At 42.3% G+C, this 18,340-nt stretch carries 16 protein-coding genes and 1 riboswitch; of the genes, 9 read left to right on the top strand and 7 right to left on the bottom strand.

Going from position 1 to position 18,340, the window contains the following annotated elements; genetic code table 11:
* The first annotated feature begins 49 nt into the window (after nucleotides 1–49).
* Nucleotides 50–1,129, top strand: a complete 1,080-nt coding sequence (locus tag AABK40_RS19585; protein WP_338399061.1) for an alkane 1-monooxygenase — start codon at nucleotides 50–52, stop codon at nucleotides 1,127–1,129.
* Nucleotides 1,130–1,289: 160 nt separating this feature from the next.
* Complete coding sequence (locus AABK40_RS19580) at nucleotides 1,290–2,891, top strand: helix-turn-helix transcriptional regulator (protein ID WP_332920341.1); 1,602 nt, start codon at nucleotides 1,290–1,292, stop codon at nucleotides 2,889–2,891.
* An 83-nt stretch (nucleotides 2,892–2,974) separates the two neighbouring features.
* Here AABK40_RS19580 and AABK40_RS19575 read toward each other — a convergent pair whose 3' ends face one another.
* Genes AABK40_RS19575 through AABK40_RS19565 form a run of 3 tightly spaced genes read right to left on the bottom strand, consistent with a single transcriptional unit; the run spans nucleotide 2,975 to nucleotide 6,844 of the window.
* Nucleotides 2,975–4,078, bottom strand: a complete 1,104-nt coding sequence (locus AABK40_RS19575) for a YncE family protein (RefSeq protein WP_338399060.1) — start codon at nucleotides 4,076–4,078, stop codon at nucleotides 2,975–2,977.
* Nucleotides 4,079–6,010 (bottom strand): TonB-dependent receptor, encoded by a 1,932-nt coding sequence (locus AABK40_RS19570; protein ID WP_338399059.1) that lies wholly within the window; start codon nucleotides 6,008–6,010, stop codon nucleotides 4,079–4,081.
* Nucleotides 6,011–6,022: 12 nt separating this feature from the next.
* A complete protein-coding gene (locus tag AABK40_RS19565; RefSeq protein ID WP_338399058.1) occupies nucleotides 6,023–6,844 on the bottom strand; it encodes a hypothetical protein in 822 nt (273 codons plus the stop codon).
* 157 nt (nucleotides 6,845–7,001) lie between these two features.
* Nucleotides 7,002–7,186, bottom strand: a riboswitch (cobalamin riboswitch).
* A gap of 272 nt (nucleotides 7,187–7,458) precedes the next feature.
* Between AABK40_RS19565 and AABK40_RS19560 the strand changes: the two genes are divergently transcribed.
* Together AABK40_RS19560 and AABK40_RS19555 are read left to right on the top strand one after the other, a co-directional pair.
* The gene (locus tag AABK40_RS19560; RefSeq protein WP_338399057.1) at nucleotides 7,459–8,625 is read left to right on the top strand and encodes a sensor histidine kinase; all 1,167 of its coding nucleotides are present in this window, start codon (nucleotides 7,459–7,461) and stop codon (nucleotides 8,623–8,625) included.
* Between the two features lie 121 nt (nucleotides 8,626–8,746).
* Nucleotides 8,747–9,754, top strand: coding sequence for a LacI family DNA-binding transcriptional regulator (locus AABK40_RS19555; RefSeq protein WP_338399056.1), 1,008 nt, complete (start codon nucleotides 8,747–8,749; stop codon nucleotides 9,752–9,754).
* A gap of 37 nt (nucleotides 9,755–9,791) precedes the next feature.
* Here the strand turns inward: AABK40_RS19555 and AABK40_RS19550 are convergent, their stop codons facing one another.
* Entirely contained in the window at nucleotides 9,792–11,003 is a 1,212-nt protein-coding gene (locus AABK40_RS19550) for an NAD(P)-dependent oxidoreductase (RefSeq protein WP_338399055.1), read from the bottom strand.
* Between the two features lie 96 nt (nucleotides 11,004–11,099).
* Here AABK40_RS19550 and AABK40_RS19545 point away from each other — a divergent pair, with 96 nt between their 5' ends.
* Complete coding sequence (locus AABK40_RS19545; RefSeq protein WP_332920334.1) at nucleotides 11,100–11,777, top strand: hypothetical protein; 678 nt, start codon at nucleotides 11,100–11,102, stop codon at nucleotides 11,775–11,777.
* Between the two features lie 166 nt (nucleotides 11,778–11,943).
* On the top strand, nucleotides 11,944–12,252 hold the full coding sequence (locus AABK40_RS19540; RefSeq protein WP_338399054.1) for a hypothetical protein: 309 nt from the start codon (nucleotides 11,944–11,946) through the stop codon (nucleotides 12,250–12,252).
* On the opposite strand, the gene AABK40_RS19535 is transcribed toward AABK40_RS19540, so the two are convergent.
* The gene (locus tag AABK40_RS19535; RefSeq protein WP_338399053.1) at nucleotides 12,242–12,868 is read right to left on the bottom strand and encodes a hypothetical protein; all 627 of its coding nucleotides are present in this window, start codon (nucleotides 12,866–12,868) and stop codon (nucleotides 12,242–12,244) included. The two genes, AABK40_RS19540 and AABK40_RS19535, sit on opposite strands and share 11 nt — an antisense overlap.
* Nucleotides 12,869–12,901: 33 nt before the next feature.
* Here AABK40_RS19535 and AABK40_RS19530 point away from each other — a divergent pair, with 33 nt between their 5' ends.
* Together AABK40_RS19530 and AABK40_RS19525 are read left to right on the top strand one after the other, a co-directional pair.
* On the top strand, nucleotides 12,902–13,696 hold the full coding sequence (locus AABK40_RS19530; protein WP_338399052.1) for a helix-turn-helix domain-containing protein: 795 nt from the start codon (nucleotides 12,902–12,904) through the stop codon (nucleotides 13,694–13,696).
* 70 nt (nucleotides 13,697–13,766) lie between these two features.
* The gene (locus AABK40_RS19525) at nucleotides 13,767–14,930 is read left to right on the top strand and encodes an iron-containing alcohol dehydrogenase (RefSeq protein ID WP_338399051.1); all 1,164 of its coding nucleotides are present in this window, start codon (nucleotides 13,767–13,769) and stop codon (nucleotides 14,928–14,930) included.
* Between the two features lie 63 nt (nucleotides 14,931–14,993).
* Here the strand turns inward: AABK40_RS19525 and AABK40_RS19520 are convergent, their stop codons facing one another.
* Nucleotides 14,994–15,761: an enhanced serine sensitivity protein SseB C-terminal domain-containing protein gene (locus AABK40_RS19520; protein WP_338399050.1), complete on the bottom strand. Its 768-nt coding sequence runs from the start codon at nucleotides 15,759–15,761 to the stop codon at nucleotides 14,994–14,996.
* Between the two features lie 244 nt (nucleotides 15,762–16,005).
* Nucleotides 16,006–17,535, bottom strand: a complete 1,530-nt coding sequence (locus tag AABK40_RS19515) for a C1 family peptidase (protein ID WP_338399049.1) — start codon at nucleotides 17,533–17,535, stop codon at nucleotides 16,006–16,008.
* Nucleotides 17,536–17,930: 395 nt separating this feature from the next.
* Here AABK40_RS19515 and AABK40_RS19510 point away from each other — a divergent pair, with 395 nt between their 5' ends.
* A complete protein-coding gene (locus tag AABK40_RS19510) occupies nucleotides 17,931–18,329 on the top strand; it encodes a hypothetical protein (protein ID WP_332920327.1) in 399 nt (132 codons plus the stop codon).
* Nucleotides 18,330–18,340: the final 11 nt, after the last annotated feature.

Raw genomic sequence — 18,340 nt, 5'->3', positions numbered from 1 at the left:
TTGAAGATCGTTCAACTGCATAATTGGATATAATTGTTTATATTCAGTAATGCAGTTTTCTATTTTCATCCATAGTTTGCGGTATCTACCTGCCTTCGTGATTCCTTGTTTGCTGGTGTTAAATTATCGGCTGGAGGGTGCGTTTACTTTTTTGCCGCTGTTTTATGCTTTTGTTGTAATTCCAGTCGGAGAATTACTTTTCAGTGCCTCCGAAGCGAATATCAGCAAAAATGAGGAGCGCCAATATGCCAATGCCAAGCTCTTCGATTTAATTTTAGTGTTGGCCTGTTGTGCACATTTCGCCTGTTTGGCATTTTTCCTTGTCAGTATCGATCAAATACCACAGTTTTCTGTTTCCTGGTTTGGGCATGTTACCGCTATGGGGCTGATGTGTGGAGTGTTTGGAATCAATGTCGCGCATGAACTTGGGCATCGTAAAGAGCGCTACTTTCAACTGTTTGCGCTGGCAATGCTCTCGACCTCTCTATACATGCATTTTTTTATTGAACATAATCGAGGGCATCATAAAAATGTTGCAACAGATCAAGACCCAGCCTCAGCAAAGGCGGGAGAACCCCTGTTTTTCTTTTGGTTTCGTTCGATTTTTGGTGCCTACAAAGGGGCCTGGAAGTTGGAGAATGATCGATTGCAGCGGAAAGGATTCGCTCGTTTTTCACTGAAAAATCAAATGATTCAGATGCATATTTTTCAGGGGCTTCTGATTGTTTTTATAGGTGTTGTTTTCGGAGCCTCCGTACTATTGGCATTTTTAGGTGCAGGTACTTTCGGGATCTTTTTGCTGGAGACGGTGAATTATATTGAGCATTACGGTTTGCGACGGAGAGTCCTGGAACATGGCAAGTATGAGCGCGCAGAAGTTTGGCATTCCTGGAATTCCAATCACCTATTTGGTCGAGCAACTTTGTTTGAGTTGTCGCGGCATTCCGACCATCATTTTATTGCAAGTAGGAAATATCAAATTTTACGCCACCATCAGAAGGCGCCGCAATTACCCACAGGTTACCCCGGCATGATGCTGCTTGCGCTTGTCCCTCCCTTGTTTTTTAGGGTGATGCACCCCAAAATCAATCAAAATCAACCGCATGAAGAAGGCGCTATTTTTAAGTGATTTTTAATGATTACCTGCAAACTTTGTTTGTATGTCAATTTTTAATTTTCCTTTTTTGTGTTTGGTTATGGAGCATTTTATTAAATTGTTCCTCTTAATCACTGCTACAAAAAATTATGCTTATTTGTGGTCTGAATCATTTTTTCAAAAATAATAACTTATGGCTGTAAATCGGAGCGCTTTAATTAGATATAAAGCGATAGATAAGTGTTTGCGAGACCGAGCGCAAAAGTATTCATTAGAAGATTTAATTGAGGTGACCACTCAGGCATTGATTAAAGCCGGTGAATTGCCTGAAGGAAAGCGGGTTGGGAAGCGAACTTTGCAATTGGATTTACAAATGTTACGCTCTGATGAATTAGGCTATAATGCTAAAATTCAGGTGCAGGATCGTAAATTCTACACTTACGAGGATCCTGATTTTTCGATCACCAAGCTGCCGCTTACCCAAAATGATTTTACTCGACTCAGTGCGGTAGTCGATGATCTTTCTGAATTTCAGAGCTTTTCCTATTATCAGGATATTGCTGGACTGATTCAGCGTTTGGGCTACAAGGTGGAAGCACATCGTTTTCCTGAACAGAATATTTTTCAATTTGAAGAAAGTGATTCAGAGAGCAGTTTGGCTTTTTTGGCACAGATCAGTCATGCTATTCAGCACCGTCAGGCTATTGAGCTGAGTTATCGGGATTCGAAAATTGCCGATGCGCAGCAGATCATCTTCCACCCATACCTTTTGAAGGAATTTCGTGGCCGTTGGTTCGTGATTGGTGTTCGGGGAGTGGCTGTGCCGGTACAGGCATTGGCTTTGGATGGTATTGTTGAGGTGCGCACTTCCGCTATTCAGTATGTGGCCAATGTAAATCATGACCTTGATCGTTATTTTCAAAACATCATTGGGGTTAGTCAGCCTGTGGATGATCAGAAAGAAGAAGTGTTGCTTACCGTGGATTTGAAGCAAGCGCCATTTGTACTTTCTTCGCCTATCCATAAATCTCAGGAAGTACTTTCCTATGACGAGTCAGGTTTGAATTTGAGATTGAACCTGATTTTGAACTCAGATCTTGAAGAAGAATTAATCCGTTTCGGAGAAGGCATAAAAGTGCTGGCACCTGTAAAATTGCAAAACAGGTTGCGTCGTCGTTTACAAAAAATGATGGAAAACCTTGGGGGTGGAGTGGTTCCGGCGCCCAAGTCATCGGCACAATATAAACAATTCAACGGTTACGGAATTGTATCCCAATTATGGACTTCTGAAGAGATTCGTGGTATTGCCAATAATCTTTTCAGTTGGTTGCAAGATAAAACCAATACCCGGGAATCGTTTTGTATGCCCGATATTTTGGGGAAAATGGGGCAATTGTCCAACATGATTTTGAACAGTGGATTCGAGCAATTTTGTGAGCAATATAATGGCGGAATAAAGCTCGGAGGAAGTACATTGTGGTACGGTAAAACCCATGAGTTACCTTTAACGCCACAACGGATAAACCATTGTTTGCAGCAGCAGGTAATTGCCGGGGAGGACATTTATGATATTAACACAGACGATTTTGTTTGGGGCGTGATGCCATTAGACAGTCTTGGTGAGCAGACGGGTTCTTTGGAACTGGTGACGCTGAGTGGCAGGGTGAATAATCTTTCCGTAGAAAAAGGCAGTTTGTTGATGCTTGACCCCAAGACCTTCTGGAAGTTGGAACCAACGGATATTTCTCGCCGTCGCCGGATGTTGATTTTCTGGTGGGAACGCGCAAAAAAATAATGACACAAAAAAATAGCTGATGATTCGGAGGCCCTAAGGGATTCCCCAATGATCAGCTATTTTGTATTTGCTTTAAAGGCCTGTTATTTATCCTCTTCAGGTCGCCAAAACACAAATTGGTTAGGCATTACATCGGCATTGAATTTCGAGATCAGTTCACCGAGGTGATTATAGTGAAATATCAGCCCCTTTTGCAGATAGTCAATGGCATCCGAGAGATAAATATCATCATTTGCCGGGTCTAAGTCCAGGCCATAATAAATTTGGTTTTCTGCCACGGGAATGAAAGGTTGGCTATTAAGCGTTGTAGCGTCAATAGGCTGCTGATACACCCCACCGTTAATATAGTACAGGGTATTTTTCTCCCGATTAATTCTTAGATGGCCAGGCCAGGTCGCCGTGAGGTTGTCAAATGAAAATTGTCGGGTAATTTTCATCTGTTCAGGGTCAATGCGAACGAGTTGTGGGGAGTCCCCAACAATTTGCCCTTCACAAAGCACCCATAATTGAGCATTTTTATCAACGACCACATTTTTTGGTCCCTTAGGCAGGGGCATCCTATCGACAATCTCATCAGTATTTTTATCAATTTTCAGCAGTTCCTGATCGGCCTGATTGGAATCATACATTGTGCGAGCCTTGGTGATAAAGGCATAATTACCAATGGTAGCGATGCCTTCCGTCCAACCGCCGTCTGTTGTTACCTTTTTGGTCACTGTATTTGTTTTTAAATCAAGCACCCAGAAACAGCCTGCATAGAGTTCAGTCAGATAGGCTTTATCGTCTGTAACCTGCTCCAGATACCTTGGACTCCCTTTTGGGATATCAATCTGATCCAAATATTTACAGGTGTAAGGATCAATAATAACTATTTTTTCGGAGTTGTTGAGGATCAGATAGCCTTTGCCTCCTATAATTTTCATGGACTGAAAAATATTGCCAAGCTCAAACTCATTGGCTTCCTTAAAAATGAGGTTGTCAATCTGTTGAGCTTCATTTCCTGTGGCATCATGCAAAAAGGATAAAGTGCCGACACCCCAGTCGAAATTCCCTTCATTTACAATAAAAACCCCATTTTGATAGCTCCCCTTGGTCGGTGGATTCACATCCACAGGACGGGCATCCTCAGGGTTATTACAGGCAGAAATGAGCCATAACATTGCAAAATATAACAGCAACTTTTTCATTTATTTCACAAAATAGGAAAGCGTTAAAAGGAAATTTCTTGGGGGCATTGGTCGGAAAGCAACAGACTGATAATGGTAATTCATCAGGTTATTGATCCTGAGTTGTACATTAAATTGTTGCTTGTGCCACCGAAGGTCTTTGGCCACAACCATATTGGTCAACAGGTAAGCGGGAAGGTATTGTGTTTCATCGGTTTTGGTGTACCGCTTCCCGTAAGCAGATTCTTCTACGGTGATTTTCCAGCCTTTATAAATGACTCTGTAATACGCCTGCAAACTGAAAACTGGCGTATAGATCAGCTGTTTGCCCACAGAGACATCGCGGTCATTTTTCGGTTTTTGATTCTCCGCTTTTGTCCATGAGAGGTTCGTGAAAAGCTCATGCTGCAATTGGCCTGTTTTGAAATGGTAGCGGAAATTTTGTTCAATGCCACGGCTGAAGACAAGGGTCATATTCTCAGGTCGCCAGAGATTGAAAACACCCGGCTGCCAAATAATCCAATTATTGATATAGGAGAAAAACAGGGTAGTTTCGCTGTTGAAATAGGACGAACTGCTTTTTCTTTCTATCTGAAAGGCTGTTTCTCCTTCCCAGCCTTCTTCAGGCAATAAATCCGGATTGCCCACGGGCCACCAATAGCGATCGTTAAGGCTTGGCGCATGGAAATTCCTTGAAATGTTTCCTCTTACGGACCACGCCCAAAGCTGCTGGTTATTTTCGTGTTGATATTTGTAACCCAGCGAGGGGAGGAACGGTTTTCGGTCGCCATCAATCCATTGCTGCCGAAGCAGCATCGAGAGTGTCCAGGCAGAATTGGGGCTATATTCAAGCTCGGAATATACGTCCTGTTTGGACTGCGTCCTTCTTGTTGTTACCAGTTCCTGAGGTTCCGCATAGTTATCCGAATGGGCAATATCAAGGGTATAATTTGCTCCGAGTCTAAGGAAAATATTCTCTTTCAATTTTTGGTTCAACCGAATATTCGACTGCACAATATCTACAAGGCTGCGGGAATCATTGCCTGATTTTTTGTCCTTATACCGCACAAATTCCTTCATATATGCGACGTTGGCAGTGAGTAAATGATTGGCTCTTTTGCGCTCGTAATCCAGTAGTGAGCGCAAACTTGCATCCTGTTGCCACCCATAGCTATCGGGCGTAATGGTGGTTGGCGGTAGTGATCGATCGTTGTATTGACCCCACAGGCGCAGACCGATTCGGTCCCCATTATTCAGTTTTCGGTGAACTTCCTGCATCAGCCCATATTGCTGTTGTTCACCGTTGATATTGGTGGAATGAACAGGCTCGGATCCAATATTTACATTCCAATATTGAAAGTCATTTTTGACCGTTTTTACATAGGCTTTGGTCGTTGACTGCCAAAGGTGATTTCCCTTGGTCAGGCTCATTGAACTGACAAAATTAGAAAAGCTTCCAGTGGATTGCGACAATCTAAAATCGGTAACTTGCTGAAAATCTACCCTATTATTCATATGGATGGCACCACCAAGTCCACCTGTTCCATATAATAAGGAAGAGGCACCATAATCCACTTTCACCTCATCGGAAAAAGATACTGGAAACAACGATAAATCCACCTGTCCAAGCATAGGCGAGTTCAAATTGATACCATTCCAGTATAGCTGGGTATGCGAAGCGCCCGTCCCACGCAGGGAGATGGTTTGCGCTCCACCAGCACCATAACTTTTGATAAATATTGGGGTGCGCAAGGTCAGTAAGTCCCCTAATGAAGCCGATAAATTTTCCTGTAAAGTTAAGGAGTCTATTTTTGACTGTTTGAAACTCTGGCGATCCTCGATTTTTAGATCATAAACCTGAATCCCTTTCAGAACAACCGCTTTTGAAGTGTCGGCAGGATTTAGGGCACCAAAATAAGCAATACACATCAGTATTGATAAAAAATGAGTCATCTGACGTATGGCTTATTTGGCAGAATAATGCAGGTTTTCAATCCCTTTGATCTCTGTGGAAACTTCTCCCAAGATGGAAGCATTCACCTGAAGCCCGGTATAAACTTTTATATACCTAATCTGCTGAAGTTTTTTCGCGTGGCCATTTTCATCTACCGCCCAATCGATATCGAAAGCATCGCCACCAATACTCATGTCAGCATAGCCAAACCCACCCTCGGGCTTCTGATTGACAATCTTGCCATTTTCTATGGTGGTAAAACTTTTCAGGCGGGTGCCACTTACCGTAAAATCTTTTGACTCGTTTGCTGGCCAGTGCGATTGCTTATTTTGGGTAAGCTGTCCCATATATTTGACAGTATCACTTTTGCCCTCATTATCGGTCCAAATAATATCGTCAAGTTCATTTTGAGGTTTATGATAAGTTACCTCGTAAGCCTTATTCGTTTCTGGGGCCTCGTATTCGGACCCCTTTAATTCGTACCACGGACCATCCTCTTGCTCTGCCACTGCAACAATACCCATTTCTGACGAGCCCGTGAAGGCATTGCCATAGATGACGAAATCATTACCGTCAAGATTTTGGATTGCCGGAGAAAATCCAACCACTACACTGCCCCCGAATGCACCGAGGCTGAGCAGGTGGTCTTTATTGCCGATCAGGGCTTTTGCACCTTCGAGCGTACCAATTTTCTGATTGATAAACTGACCTGGGGCAGGATGGTAAGCAACAATCTCATGAATGTATTTCGCCGAATCACTTTGTGGTAATTCCGGATGATCCGGATTGTCGGGAGAGGTGGGATCGTTTTGATTTGAGCTGCAGGATGCCATAAAAAAAACACTGAGGCATATGCATAGAGATGGTAGTAAATTTTTCATTATTTTCAGACCTGATTTCGGGAAAAACCAGGTAAGTTTTTGAAACAAAAGTGTTTCGATTCAACATCTTCAACCACTCGCATGTTCTGGTACCAATTCCCGGGTACTTGAAAAAGCAGAGGATTTGGCAGGTCTCCTGGCTTGTACTGTTTTATCTCCCTTCCCATTTTCACCTTTAAAAACAGTGGATTGAGATCAATTCATGTACTTACAGTTGCGGGTACAGCCCTCGAATTTAACGAGATTCCCATTTTCATTGCTTTAGATTAGCAAACCAAAATCTCCCGAAATTAGGAAAGTTCCCGAAGTTTTGAAAGAACAAAACCACAAGAATTTAGTTACCGGGGGTTACAATTTCATTAGAAAGGCGATACTATGATAAATGTAGATGTATATATGTCTCAAGTAAGTAAATGTGTAAAAAAATATACGAATACTTCAATATTTACGGCATTTCACTTTGATTTCAACATTTTTATGAGTTCCTTTAAAAAGGATAATTATTTACGGATTAAGTATGTTTTTTTTCTGACTCTTTAAGCCCATTTTAGCTAAAGATATATTATATGTTTTCACCTTCTTTTGCTCAACATAGAATCAGTACCGAATTCAATCAGGAATTATTGGATTTGGTCATGCCTGCAACCATCATTGTCAATGAAGATGGCGTGGTGATTGGTAGCGCCGGTCGTTTCGCTGAGCTATTGGATTGGTTTGATTTCTTTGACGAGAGTCAGCAAACAGATATGATGCTAAGGCTTTGTGTTTGGGTCAATGAAAATTTTGTTCAGCAGAAAGCCAAGCAAACTTTTGTTTTTCAGGACAGCAATACCGAAAACCCAACTTTCTGGGAATTCAGGGTAGAATTGACGACCAACAACCGTGGGTCGTTTTTTATCAGCCTGATGCCTTTTGTTACCAGCCAGGCAACTGTTGATCCATCCTCACCGACACTGGAAGATAAAGAGGTCGATGGATTGAGGGAGCAGGTGAAATATTATAGCACCTTCGCCTATTCTTCAGCGCATGATTTAAAGGCGCCTTTACATCAATTGGAGGGGCTGTTGACGATTCTTGAGCATGATTATCCGTTTCTTTCGGAAAGCAGCCCATTTACCCGCATCGTTGATTCTGTTAAAAACCTTGAATTTAAGATCAAGGGGATGCTGGAGATGTTCAAGCTTGAGCAGAAATTCACCGAAGCACCAGTGAAGAAGTTGAGCTTGATGAAATGTACCTCCTTTGTGGAAAGCAACCTGAGTAGTTTAATCGAGCAGTGTAAACCACAGATTGTCTATACTTTGCGGAAGGATGAAATTGTATTCAATGAATTGTGCCTTGAGATTGTGATTCAGAATGTACTTTCAAATGCCATTAAGTATTCTGAGGGGATCAACGCAAAAATTTCGGTCAAATCAAGAATGGTGGGAGAATACCTATTGCTCAAGATTTCTGATAACGGAATGGGCTTTGATGTAGAAAAAAATCAGGACAAAATAGCCAAACCTTTCAGCCGATTTACGGATAAAAAAGAAGGCTCAGGGGTCGGTTTGTACATGGTGAAATCGATCATGGAGCGAGGTGGTGGCCGTATGGATATTACCAGTAAAGTAGGGCGTGGAACCGAGGTGAGTTTGTATTTCAAACAAGCCCTTGACCGTAAGAGTGCGCCCGAAGTGCTCGACAAAGTGGCTTTGCGGATGAGTAATATCAATAAGGAAGTTCATATTTAGAAAGTCCTTTTTTGGCCTCTGACAGGCTGATTACTTCCTTTTTCTCCAAAATTTATTACATTTGATAATATCACTTTTTTATGCCTGAAAAACCTTCTTCAGGCGGCAGGATATTATTTTTATGAGAAAGCCAATCACCATTTCAGATATTGCCATTAAGCTAAATATTTCCAAATCTACTGTTTCACGAGCCTTAAAGGATCATCCAGATGTAAATCCCGCGACCAAAAAAAAGGTCAAAGCATTGGCTGAGGCACTTGATTATGAGCCCAATTTATTGGCTGCAAGTTTGGCAAAAAAGCAGTCAAGCCTGATAGGCGTAATTTTACCAGAATTTAACCGTGCATTTTTTTCGAATGCCCTTGAAGGGATTCAGGAAGTTGCCCGCAGAAATGGTTATAGCGTGATTATTTGTCAGTCCAATGAAGATTTTGAATTGGAGGTATTGAATACACGAATGCTTGCTTCCAATAAGGTTGCAGGAATATTGATGTCATTGACTTTACAAACTGCTGACTTCCGACATCTCGAACGGCTACAGGAGAAGGAAATTCCTTTTGTGCTCTTTGACCGAGTGGCAGAACAGATCGATTGCCCCAAAGTTACAGTGGATGATTTTCAGGGTGCCTATCAAATTACACAACACTTAATTTCAAAGGGTTACCAAAATATAGCGCACCTTTCTGGGCCGTTGAATTTATCCATCTGTAAAAATAGGTACAACGGATTTATGGCTGCGCTTTCCGATGCAGGTCGGGATATTGCCAAAGCACAGGTTTACGAATGTGAGCATTTGAAGGAAGACGCCTACGCTTCGGCAAAAAAATTACTGCAATTGGGCGTGCCTCGCCCAGATGCCATATTTTGCGTTTCCGATTATGTGGCCTTTGAAGCCATGCGCTGTATTCAGGATTTGGGCTTGAGGATTCCAGAGGATGTTGCTCTGGTGGGTTTTACCAATGATCCCGCCACGGAATATGTGACACCCCGCCTGACGACCATGGAACAGCCTGCCCGAAAAATTGGAGAAACCGCTTGTGAAATGTTGGTCAAATCACTGAAGGAGGAAAGCGACGAGCATCCGCATGTAATTCTTCCGACGACCTTCATTGAACGGTCATCGAGTTAAAAAAAAGGCGATTTGTTGAAATCGCCTTTTTTTGTATTTACTTGTTCAGCCAACCTTGCAGGTATTGAAATGGCGCGTTAAGCTTGCCGTCTTTACAAATTGAGGCTTTGTCAATAAGCCTGGCTTCATCCGATTTGAGCAGTAAAGGGATGATGTCGGTGGCAATACTTTTGCCAAAATCTTCTGAAGCATCCTTGGGCAGGGCCCCAGGCAAATTATCTACTGCCATCACGGTTAAGCTTCCTGCTGAAAAAGCAGGCTTTTCCTCCAGACTTTCTGGGTCAACATCATAAAATGGATCAGCAAGTGTGCTTGGTCTAAGTGTAAAAGGTATCGGGTCAGCAATATCACAACTGATGTCGGCAAGTACTTTCAGCCTTTGGTAGGCAGTTCGTTGTGCTTGCTCAATTAATTTTGGCCATTTACTATCATAAAAATGTCCCGTAATGATGATGTCTGCATGTTGTGCCACCTCAGTGAAGGTGCTGCGGAACTGTTCGGGATTTTTAGTCAAGGCTGAAGTAGTGAAGGGCTGTGCTTCTTGGTGCTGATAATATGCATTGGTATCCAAATTGGTAAATACAGTTTCCTCAAAAGTTTTTTCAGCAAAGGACTTTGCATCAACCTCAGCAATGTTGAGCAAAGAAAGAATTTCCCGAATACCTTTCGCCACGCGGCCCCGTCCAGTGATATATATTTTTATAGGTTGTCCGAAATTGACATTGTCTTTCAGCTGATGAAACATGTTTTCCAAACCGGAACACTCCTGGGGTAATGGAAGCTGGAATGTCTGATGTTTTGCGCCCCAGGCTTTCATGGCCAAATAGGCGCCGATTAAACCTGCAAACCTTCCAAAGCCCAATATCCGTCGGCCATCCTCAAAGGTGAGGCATTCGTAGTCAGTAAGTTGAATTTGTTTTTTAACAGCTGCCTGAAGCAACGGACGGTTATATTCCTGAAATTTGTGGGTGTGTGAAAAGAAGAAAAAATGTTTGTTATATAACAACTTCTCAATCGGGACTTCCTTAACGCCAAAAATAATTTCAGCCGCTGATAAATCTTCCTGGATCAGAATTCCTTCTGATTCAAATTCATTATTTTTATAACATCTTATTTCTGAGGGTTGTACAATGAATTTTAAGCCTGGGTACTGTCGCTGGAGTTGTGCACATTGTTGCGGACTAAAGGGGCTTCGACGATCTGGTGGCGTTTTACCTTCACGGATTATTCCTATTTTGATAGATGTCATGAGTAGTTTGTTTATCGTTGGGTTTGTTATGAAAAATAAATATTTTTTTTAAATTGCAAAAGATTTTAACACCAAGTTTTCAGCCTAACAATCATTATGCAAACCGTACAAGAGGTCGTTAGTCACCTCATTCAACAAGCCCCTTTTTTAGAAGAATCTTTAGCCGAAGGCATCATTAACTTCACTGCTCTTGCCCGAAATATGCGGGAGGACGTTGAACGTTACATGGGTAAATCAGTCCAAATTGGTGCCATCGTAATGGCCATCAAAAGACACGTGCCTAAACCAGCACAAAGTACGCTGTTGTCAGAAATGCGAACCTATGTTTCCAAATTAGGAGAAATTATTATCCGATCTGACTTGGTTGATTATACGTTTAAGAATTCCGATTCTCTATTAAAGTCACAGGAAATTTTTATTCAACGTCTTCAAAGAGAGTCGCATGAGTTGTTCATGGCCTCTTCCAAAGGTGTATATGAAACCAATGTGGTGGTATCCGCTACACTGATTCCTGTTATTGAAGAAATTTTCGAAGATCAAAGTATCCTGAACAAGCGGGGGCAGTTGTCTTCTTTGACCATCCGCTTGCCGCAAGATAATACCGTGGTACCTGGCGTTTATTATGTGTTGCTTAAAACACTGGCTTGGGAAGGCATTAACCTTGTGGAAATGGTTTCAACAACACACGAAATTACCCTGATTCTGGATGAAGTGGACCTCAATAGAGCCTTTGGTCTGTTACAAAGCCTGACAAGAACACATCGATTAGTTTAACTTATAGATGGATTAGTTTGTATATTTTGACTGATAATTAAAAATTTGACCTTTAAAGTGATAGCTTTAATTGGTCAGTCATGAAAAAGGGGCATTGCTCCGATATTAAAGCGCCTTGAGCGCTTTTTTTTGTGTATTCCTGTTTTATTACAAAAATAGGACTGCTATGAAAAGATGGATAGGGTGTCTGATATTGCTATTTGGCTTTGGCGTATTTACGGAAGCAGAAGCATCAGCAGATAATGAAAGCCGAAAAGAATTTGTTAAACATTACACTAAACAACAGCGTGGATTTGCGTTATTTTCAGCCACGCACCGAAGAGTGGTGGAAAACCAGAAAAAGAATTATAAACGGATGTTTCAACGCGCCAATGGTAGTAAGAAGCGACGCTCGCCGAAGCAACAGGCCCGTGACCGTAAAAAGATGCACAAAGAAATGAAGCGCTATTATCGGGGAAATGTATTTACTCCCTGAGGTCTGTTACTTCATATTCCAGTTTTATCTCCATGGAATGAGGCGCTTTTTCATCGCCACCAAAGTAAGGGAACAACAGCCACCGCCAACCTGAAACAGCTGCTGGTGCTGGGGTTTCCCATTTAAAATTTTTGCCTTCAAACTGGTATTTTCCTTTACGGTGCGTGATGCGGCCTTCAAAGCGTTCGCCAATGCTGAGACTGTCCAATACCTGAATTTTCCTTGATTTATTAAAATAGGTGTAGCCAATGATTTCTACCTGCGCTATCGTGGGATTCCATCGCCAGCCAAAGCGTGCAGAGTTCTTATGATGGTTCTGCCAAAGGCTGTTACTGAATCCAAATAATTTATTGGTATCCCACTGATTTTCATTGTGGAGAAGATACCGTGCGCCTTCCGAAAATTGGCATTTTATGCTGATGCTATTTCCATGAACAAGGGCAGGAAGCCACTCACTTTTGTGTGCCCCTTTCGGTATGTGGTAGTTTTTAATTTTTTGATTGCATGCCTGTAAAATTACTAATGACGATATAAACGCCAAAATTATCATTTTTTTGACGTAAAAAACGCCTTTTTTCTTTTTATTGTATCTCATTTCTCTTACTTTGTTCGCCATATAGAATCATTGAATCATGTATTAATATTGCATATGATGGCTGAAGGTGAAATTCAGGTATTTTTAGGCTCCAACCTTAAGTTTCTTAGACTTAGAAAGTCATGGACACAGGAAATGTTGTCCCGTTTTCTGGGAATTAAGCGATCGAGCTATAAAGATTACGAATTAAATAGTGTGAAGCCAAGCTTGGGGTGCCTGATTAAAATCTCAGAAATTTTTTCGGTCTCTATTGATGATTTGATTCGGGTGGATCTAAGGTTGATTTTCGATCAGCGGGAAGCAGAACAGCATAAAGGAAGTATTATTGAAACGCAGGCCCGAACCTTGGTGGTTTCTGTAGATACCGATGGTGAGCAAAATGTTGATTGGCTGACGCCTGAGGTGTACGATCGGTATTTGCAGGAATTTAATCGGCCAGCATTTATTCAGGAGTTGCCGAAAATTCAGTTGCCGATGCTGGAGGAGGGAACCTTCAGGGCTTTTACCCTTTTAGATCATGAAATGTCGCCAGACTTACCAAAAGGGGCGATTTTTTTGGGTAAATATGTCAAGAAAATAAGTGATATCGAGAATTTTCAGCCTTACCTGATCCTGCATCAAACTTATGGCCTGATTTGCAGAAATATCCTGATGATTCCTGAAACAGAAAGCATGATGTTATTTTCGAATTTCAGGCCGTCTTCATTCAATACCGTACCTTATCACGAAGTGAAAGAAATATGGGCTTATCAGGCGGTTTTACGTTTTGATGCCAGTCGGAAGGCTGCTCAGTTTGGGGAATTGCTTCAGCTGATTTTACAGGCAAAGCAAGATTTTCCTTCTTTATAGGCAGCTGTCCGTTGGAAATTTATGAGAACCAGGATTCTCTCGTTATATTGAAACAATAAACAATAGCAATATGAACAATTTTGAATTTCGCAATCCTACCAAACTGGTTTTTGGTAAAGATCAAATCGCACAACTGTCAACTTTAATTCCAGCGGGCGCCAAAGTCCTGATGACCTACGGTGGTGGTAGTATCAAAAAAAATGGTATTTATGATGAGGTCATGGCTGCCCTTAAAGATTTTGAGGTGACAGAATTTTCAGGCATCGAGGCCAACCCACAGTTCAGTACCTTAATGAAAGCCGTTGAACTTATCCGTGAGCAATCATTGGATTTTATTCTTGCCGTTGGTGGTGGTTCTGTGATTGACGGGACGAAATTCATTTCCGCAGCAGTACATTATCAGGGGGATACCTGGGATATTTTGTCCAAAAATCTGGGCAAACAGTTGGAGGAGGCAGTGCCTTTCGGAACAGTATTGACGCTTCCTGCCACGGGTTCAGAAATGAATTCAGGAGCGGTTATTTCTCGTGCCGAAACGCAGGAGAAACGTGCTTTTGGTGGTCCGTTGTTTTTCCCTCAGTTTTCTGTTCTTGAACCTAAGGTAATTCAATCGCTACCTAAAAGACAATTGGCCAATGGTATTGCGGATGCTTTTACCCACGTGATGGAACAGTACCTGACTTATCCTGCGGGCGCCTTATTGCAAGACCGTTTCGCCGAAGGGATTATTCAGACTTTGGTAGAGGTGGCACCGAAAGTTATGGAAGACCCTAAAGATGAAGAGGCGGCATCAAATTATATGTGGTCGGCAACCATGGCACTGAATGGTTTAATTCAACAAGGTGTACCAACGGATTGGGCAACACATATGATTGGACATGAACTGACAGCTTTACATGGCATAGACCACGCTCGAACTTTGGCGATCATTGGCCCAAACCTGTATCAGGAATTATTTGAGCTCAAGAAAGATAAGCTCGTACAATATGGTGAGCGTGTTTGGGGGATTACAGAAGGAACGGCTGAGGAAAGAGCGCAGCAGGCAATCGATCAAACGACGGCTTTCTATCAGTCATTGGGTATTGACACCAAATTGTCTGATTATACGCAGGAGTATGCTTCGACCAAAGCAACAATCTTGGAACGTTTTCAAGAACGTGGCTGGTCGAAACTGGGCGACCGTGGATCGGTAACCCCAGCGGTAGTTGCCAATATTATTGACCGCAGTATATAGGCGCGTGCTAAAACACCTTTAAAGCAAAAAAAGCGTTTCGATGAATTTCGAAACGCTTTTTTTTTATTTATTGAAAAATGGTGTCGCCTTCTCCTGAAAGAACTGAGCCATATGTTGGTTTTCTTCATTCAGTTCCAAAAATTCAATTCCTGAACCTTCCGGAAGGTGCCGTTGCATAATCGGCCCTGCGAGGTTGGCTATTTCTTCCAAATTTCCCTGATGCTGTAAGGCCAACAACCAATGTGGCAGACTTTCCTCTTCGCTGGTATAGTAGATGGCAAAATAAGCCAGCTCCACTGCATGTTTCCCCAAAAGGTCGATCAGCTCCAGCTTCATGGCTGAAGGAATTTCTTCGGGAATACCAATGCGCATTTGTCCATCATTCTGCTCATCCACATCGATAGCCTGATGTTCTCCAAAAATCTTCCCATCGAATAAATCCTGTAATTCTACTGGGAGCATTTCTTTGCCAATCTCTGAAAATGGATTGAGGATAAGTGTTTTATCTGGCAACATTTCATGAATATCCTGAATGTTCATCGGCAAAAAATTCACTCGCTCCTGAAAATGATTTCCATCGAAAATTCTGCTGGGAGCGGTAAATACTGGAATCCTGCCATCATTAAAAGTCAGTAAACTCACCTGTTCGCCTTCTTGAATATCTTTGGGGTCAGTTTGCTTGGCTTTATTGACACCAGTGATGACAAACAGTTCATTGGCCAGCAGATCGGTATAAAATTGATTTATATATGATTGGTCTTTTGCCGCTAAAAGTAAGCTGTCGTCCGTTGGGAAGCTTTGGTCAGCAAAGGGGGTATTTTCTTTATTCATGAATCAAAAATTTGAATGCTTTAAGACAAAATTAAACATTTAATTTGAAGTAGCATAATGCAGGCGTCGATCCGCCACTTCATGCCAGTTGCGTTTGGCAGGTGCTGCCTTCCCCAAAGGGTATTCCCTGCGGTGCAAGGACAGTTGTTAATAGCATATACGGGTTTAATACCACTCTGTTAGTGCTTGAAAAGCAGGGGTTTGCGATATCGCTTTTTATATTGACCACCGCTTTTTTCTGGATTTACTGTTTCTGAATTTCCATAATGAGCAGCATGGTATTTTTTGAAGCCTTGGTGGCTTCTGCTTCCACATGTAGGCCATCGACATATTTAACTTGCTGTATCAGTTCAGTTTGCAATACCTTTTTAAATTTTTCAGCATAAGAATCCGCCGTATTATTATTGATTGCTTCATTGAGTTTTTTATAATCCAAAGCTTGCTTGCTGACCACAACAGCCATTTTGTCGCGGTGCCCGAGGCTATCGAGTTCCATGGAATAATCACGGGGAAACAAGCGGGTGCCCACAATGCCACAATAGGCCGAATGCTTTTCAGTGTAAGGAAAAAGGACATAGGAGCTGCCGTCGGTTTCTTCGCCGAAAATGTAGGTATAGCAATTCAGGTTGTTGGTGACTTCCACCTTGAACAGGCTGCCAGGCGACAGGCGATCGCGGGATTCGAAAATGCCGTTGCCAATCTGTTTCATGGGCAGGTATTTGTTGTTTTGCTGATCAAATAAACCGATTTGAAAACTGAATTTTTCAGGATTGTCAATAGATCTTCCCATGGGGAATACAGCATAGGCTTCTCGGGTAAAATGCATGAAATCCTGATACCCAACCCACGCCAGACCATCCTGTCCCCAATCTTCGCCCCAGCTATTCATAATCTGAAAGGCACCACCATTCATTTGGTCATCATAGCCAATCACCGTCATGGCATGCCCCCCGAAGCCGCGCATCTGATAGTCAGCTTGTGTGGGTTGCCAAAACTTTTGCCCTTTCATGGATTGCATAAAACTTCCGCCGACCATCATGCCAATCACCACTGGCGCCCCTTGCGCCAAATTCTGACGGATGGCATTGAGGTCAATTTTCTGCACATTATCTCCGACTGTCAAGCGGTTGAAGCCTTTCATTTTATAGGCACTCGCCGCTTCTACTAAACCTGCCGAGGGCATATTGCTGCAATCTTCCTCATTATAGCCAAATTCACTGAAGGGAACGGCGCCTTGCTGCGTCATTTTTTCCATGGCACGGATAATATAAGAGCCCTGGCAGCCCTCAAGCTTAATTTGGTTGTACAGGAAAGACGGGCTGAAACGAACATCATCGGGCGCTTGGCCAGTGGCTGAACTTTCCAGAATCGTGCGTGCTCCGTAGGCGCTTGCCCAGGCAACACAACTGCCCTGTTGCCCCTGATTCAGCCTCGTAGGGCTGAATTGCTCAAGCGATACCCTTACCGGCAAGGGGTTTTGTGGATCATTGATGATGGGCTCGTAAATTTTCGCGCGGTCAAATTGTTTAGGATCAAGGGTTGCTCCTTTGCTAAACACCGCTGAGGCCACATTAATGGCAGTTTCACGGCCACCGAAAAAATATATGGCTCCAAAGATGATCGCTGCGACAATCAATAGTTTTGGGTTCCGAAGCAGTAAGGGCAGCAGCATGGAAATAATTCCCCCCCAACCGCCGCCTCTTCCACCACGATAATTTCCCCCGCCATTTCCCCGATTAGGCTGGTCTGGGTCTTTCCGCATTCTTATAGGCATAGCGTTCTGTTTTTTTATAGGCAACTATACTCAAAGGTGGGTGTTTCATATTCCCCTGATTATTGCTGATTCTCGGAAAGCCTTGTGTAGCTAAAAAATAACACAGTTTTAAATAACAATTTTTTATCAATATTTTACTAAATAAACACATGGTGTTTTACAGGAATTAGGCAGAAGTTTTGTGGAAGAATGCACTATGGAGGACATTATGGGTGCTGAGACCACTTTGTTTGTTAGGAATTCAGGAAGGATTTATCTGCTTAGTTAATTTTGAAACAATTTTTTTGGAGATATAAAATATTTCTAACGCTGCGGACAGGTGACCGGACAGCGGACACTTTTGCTTTGTAGTCAAACAATATGCACCTTGATACTCCTAACAAATAACCTATATTATGCTTTCTTTCCTGATGTTCTTTGTGCTTTCATTCACACCGCCACAAGCTGAACAAAACCTATTCCACACCATCAATTATCGGCTGATTTCCAATGATATCGACCACCATGTTTATGCCATCTGTGACCATAAATCGATGGAGGTAGTGGTGCATAATACCTCTCCCAATAACCTGTATTTTACTTATTTTCTTCAGTTGGTTGATCCCTATTTTAAGCGGGTTCGCCGATTGCGCAAGGTGCAAGGTTTTGTGAGAAGTGGGGAAACGTTCCGCAAAAAGGTGAAGCAGCCTTTGGTCTTTAAGCGGGATTATATTTATGTTCAAATTTATCAGCAGGAAGAACAATGGATTTACTCCAACCATTATGCAGAATTTAAGCAGGATATTGGACTTTAAAAGTATGGTGT

It is taken from the genome of Persicobacter psychrovividus, assembly GCF_036492425.1.
Taxonomy (GTDB): Bacteria; Bacteroidota; Bacteroidia; order Cytophagales; family Cyclobacteriaceae; genus Persicobacter; species Persicobacter psychrovividus.
Note: the sequence above shows the minus strand (reverse complement) of the source record. Positions and strands in the feature narration are given on the sequence as shown.

What these genes read in the sequence shown, in the direction of transcription:
- AABK40_RS19560 (WP_338399057.1), top strand. Translation starts at nt 7,459, where the DNA reads ATGTTTTCACCTTCTTTTGCTCAACATAGAATCAGTACCGAATTCAAT.
- AABK40_RS19515 (WP_338399049.1), bottom strand. Translation starts at nt 17,535, where the DNA reads ATGCCTATAAGAATGCGGAAAGACCCAGACCAGCCTAATCGGGGAAAT.
- AABK40_RS19570 (WP_338399059.1), bottom strand. Translation starts at nt 6,010, where the DNA reads ATGACTCATTTTTTATCAATACTGATGTGTATTGCTTATTTTGGTGCC.
- AABK40_RS19530 (WP_338399052.1), top strand. Translation starts at nt 12,902, where the DNA reads ATGATGGCTGAAGGTGAAATTCAGGTATTTTTAGGCTCCAACCTTAAG.
- AABK40_RS19585 (WP_338399061.1), top strand. Translation starts at nt 50, where the DNA reads ATGCAGTTTTCTATTTTCATCCATAGTTTGCGGTATCTACCTGCCTTC.
- AABK40_RS19535 (WP_338399053.1), bottom strand. Translation starts at nt 12,868, where the DNA reads ATGGCGAACAAAGTAAGAGAAATGAGATACAATAAAAAGAAAAAAGGC.
- AABK40_RS19520 (WP_338399050.1), bottom strand. Translation starts at nt 15,761, where the DNA reads ATGAATAAAGAAAATACCCCCTTTGCTGACCAAAGCTTCCCAACGGAC.
- AABK40_RS19555 (WP_338399056.1), top strand. Translation starts at nt 8,747, where the DNA reads ATGAGAAAGCCAATCACCATTTCAGATATTGCCATTAAGCTAAATATT.
- AABK40_RS19575 (WP_338399060.1), bottom strand. Translation starts at nt 4,078, where the DNA reads ATGAAAAAGTTGCTGTTATATTTTGCAATGTTATGGCTCATTTCTGCC.
- AABK40_RS19510 (WP_332920327.1), top strand. Translation starts at nt 17,931, where the DNA reads ATGCTTTCTTTCCTGATGTTCTTTGTGCTTTCATTCACACCGCCACAA.
- AABK40_RS19550 (WP_338399055.1), bottom strand. Translation starts at nt 11,003, where the DNA reads ATGACATCTATCAAAATAGGAATAATCCGTGAAGGTAAAACGCCACCA.
- AABK40_RS19545 (WP_332920334.1), top strand. Translation starts at nt 11,100, where the DNA reads ATGCAAACCGTACAAGAGGTCGTTAGTCACCTCATTCAACAAGCCCCT.
- AABK40_RS19565 (WP_338399058.1), bottom strand. Translation starts at nt 6,844, where the DNA reads ATGGCATCCTGCAGCTCAAATCAAAACGATCCCACCTCTCCCGACAAT.
- AABK40_RS19525 (WP_338399051.1), top strand. Translation starts at nt 13,767, where the DNA reads ATGAACAATTTTGAATTTCGCAATCCTACCAAACTGGTTTTTGGTAAA.
- AABK40_RS19540 (WP_338399054.1), top strand. Translation starts at nt 11,944, where the DNA reads ATGAAAAGATGGATAGGGTGTCTGATATTGCTATTTGGCTTTGGCGTA.
- AABK40_RS19580 (WP_332920341.1), top strand. Translation starts at nt 1,290, where the DNA reads ATGGCTGTAAATCGGAGCGCTTTAATTAGATATAAAGCGATAGATAAG.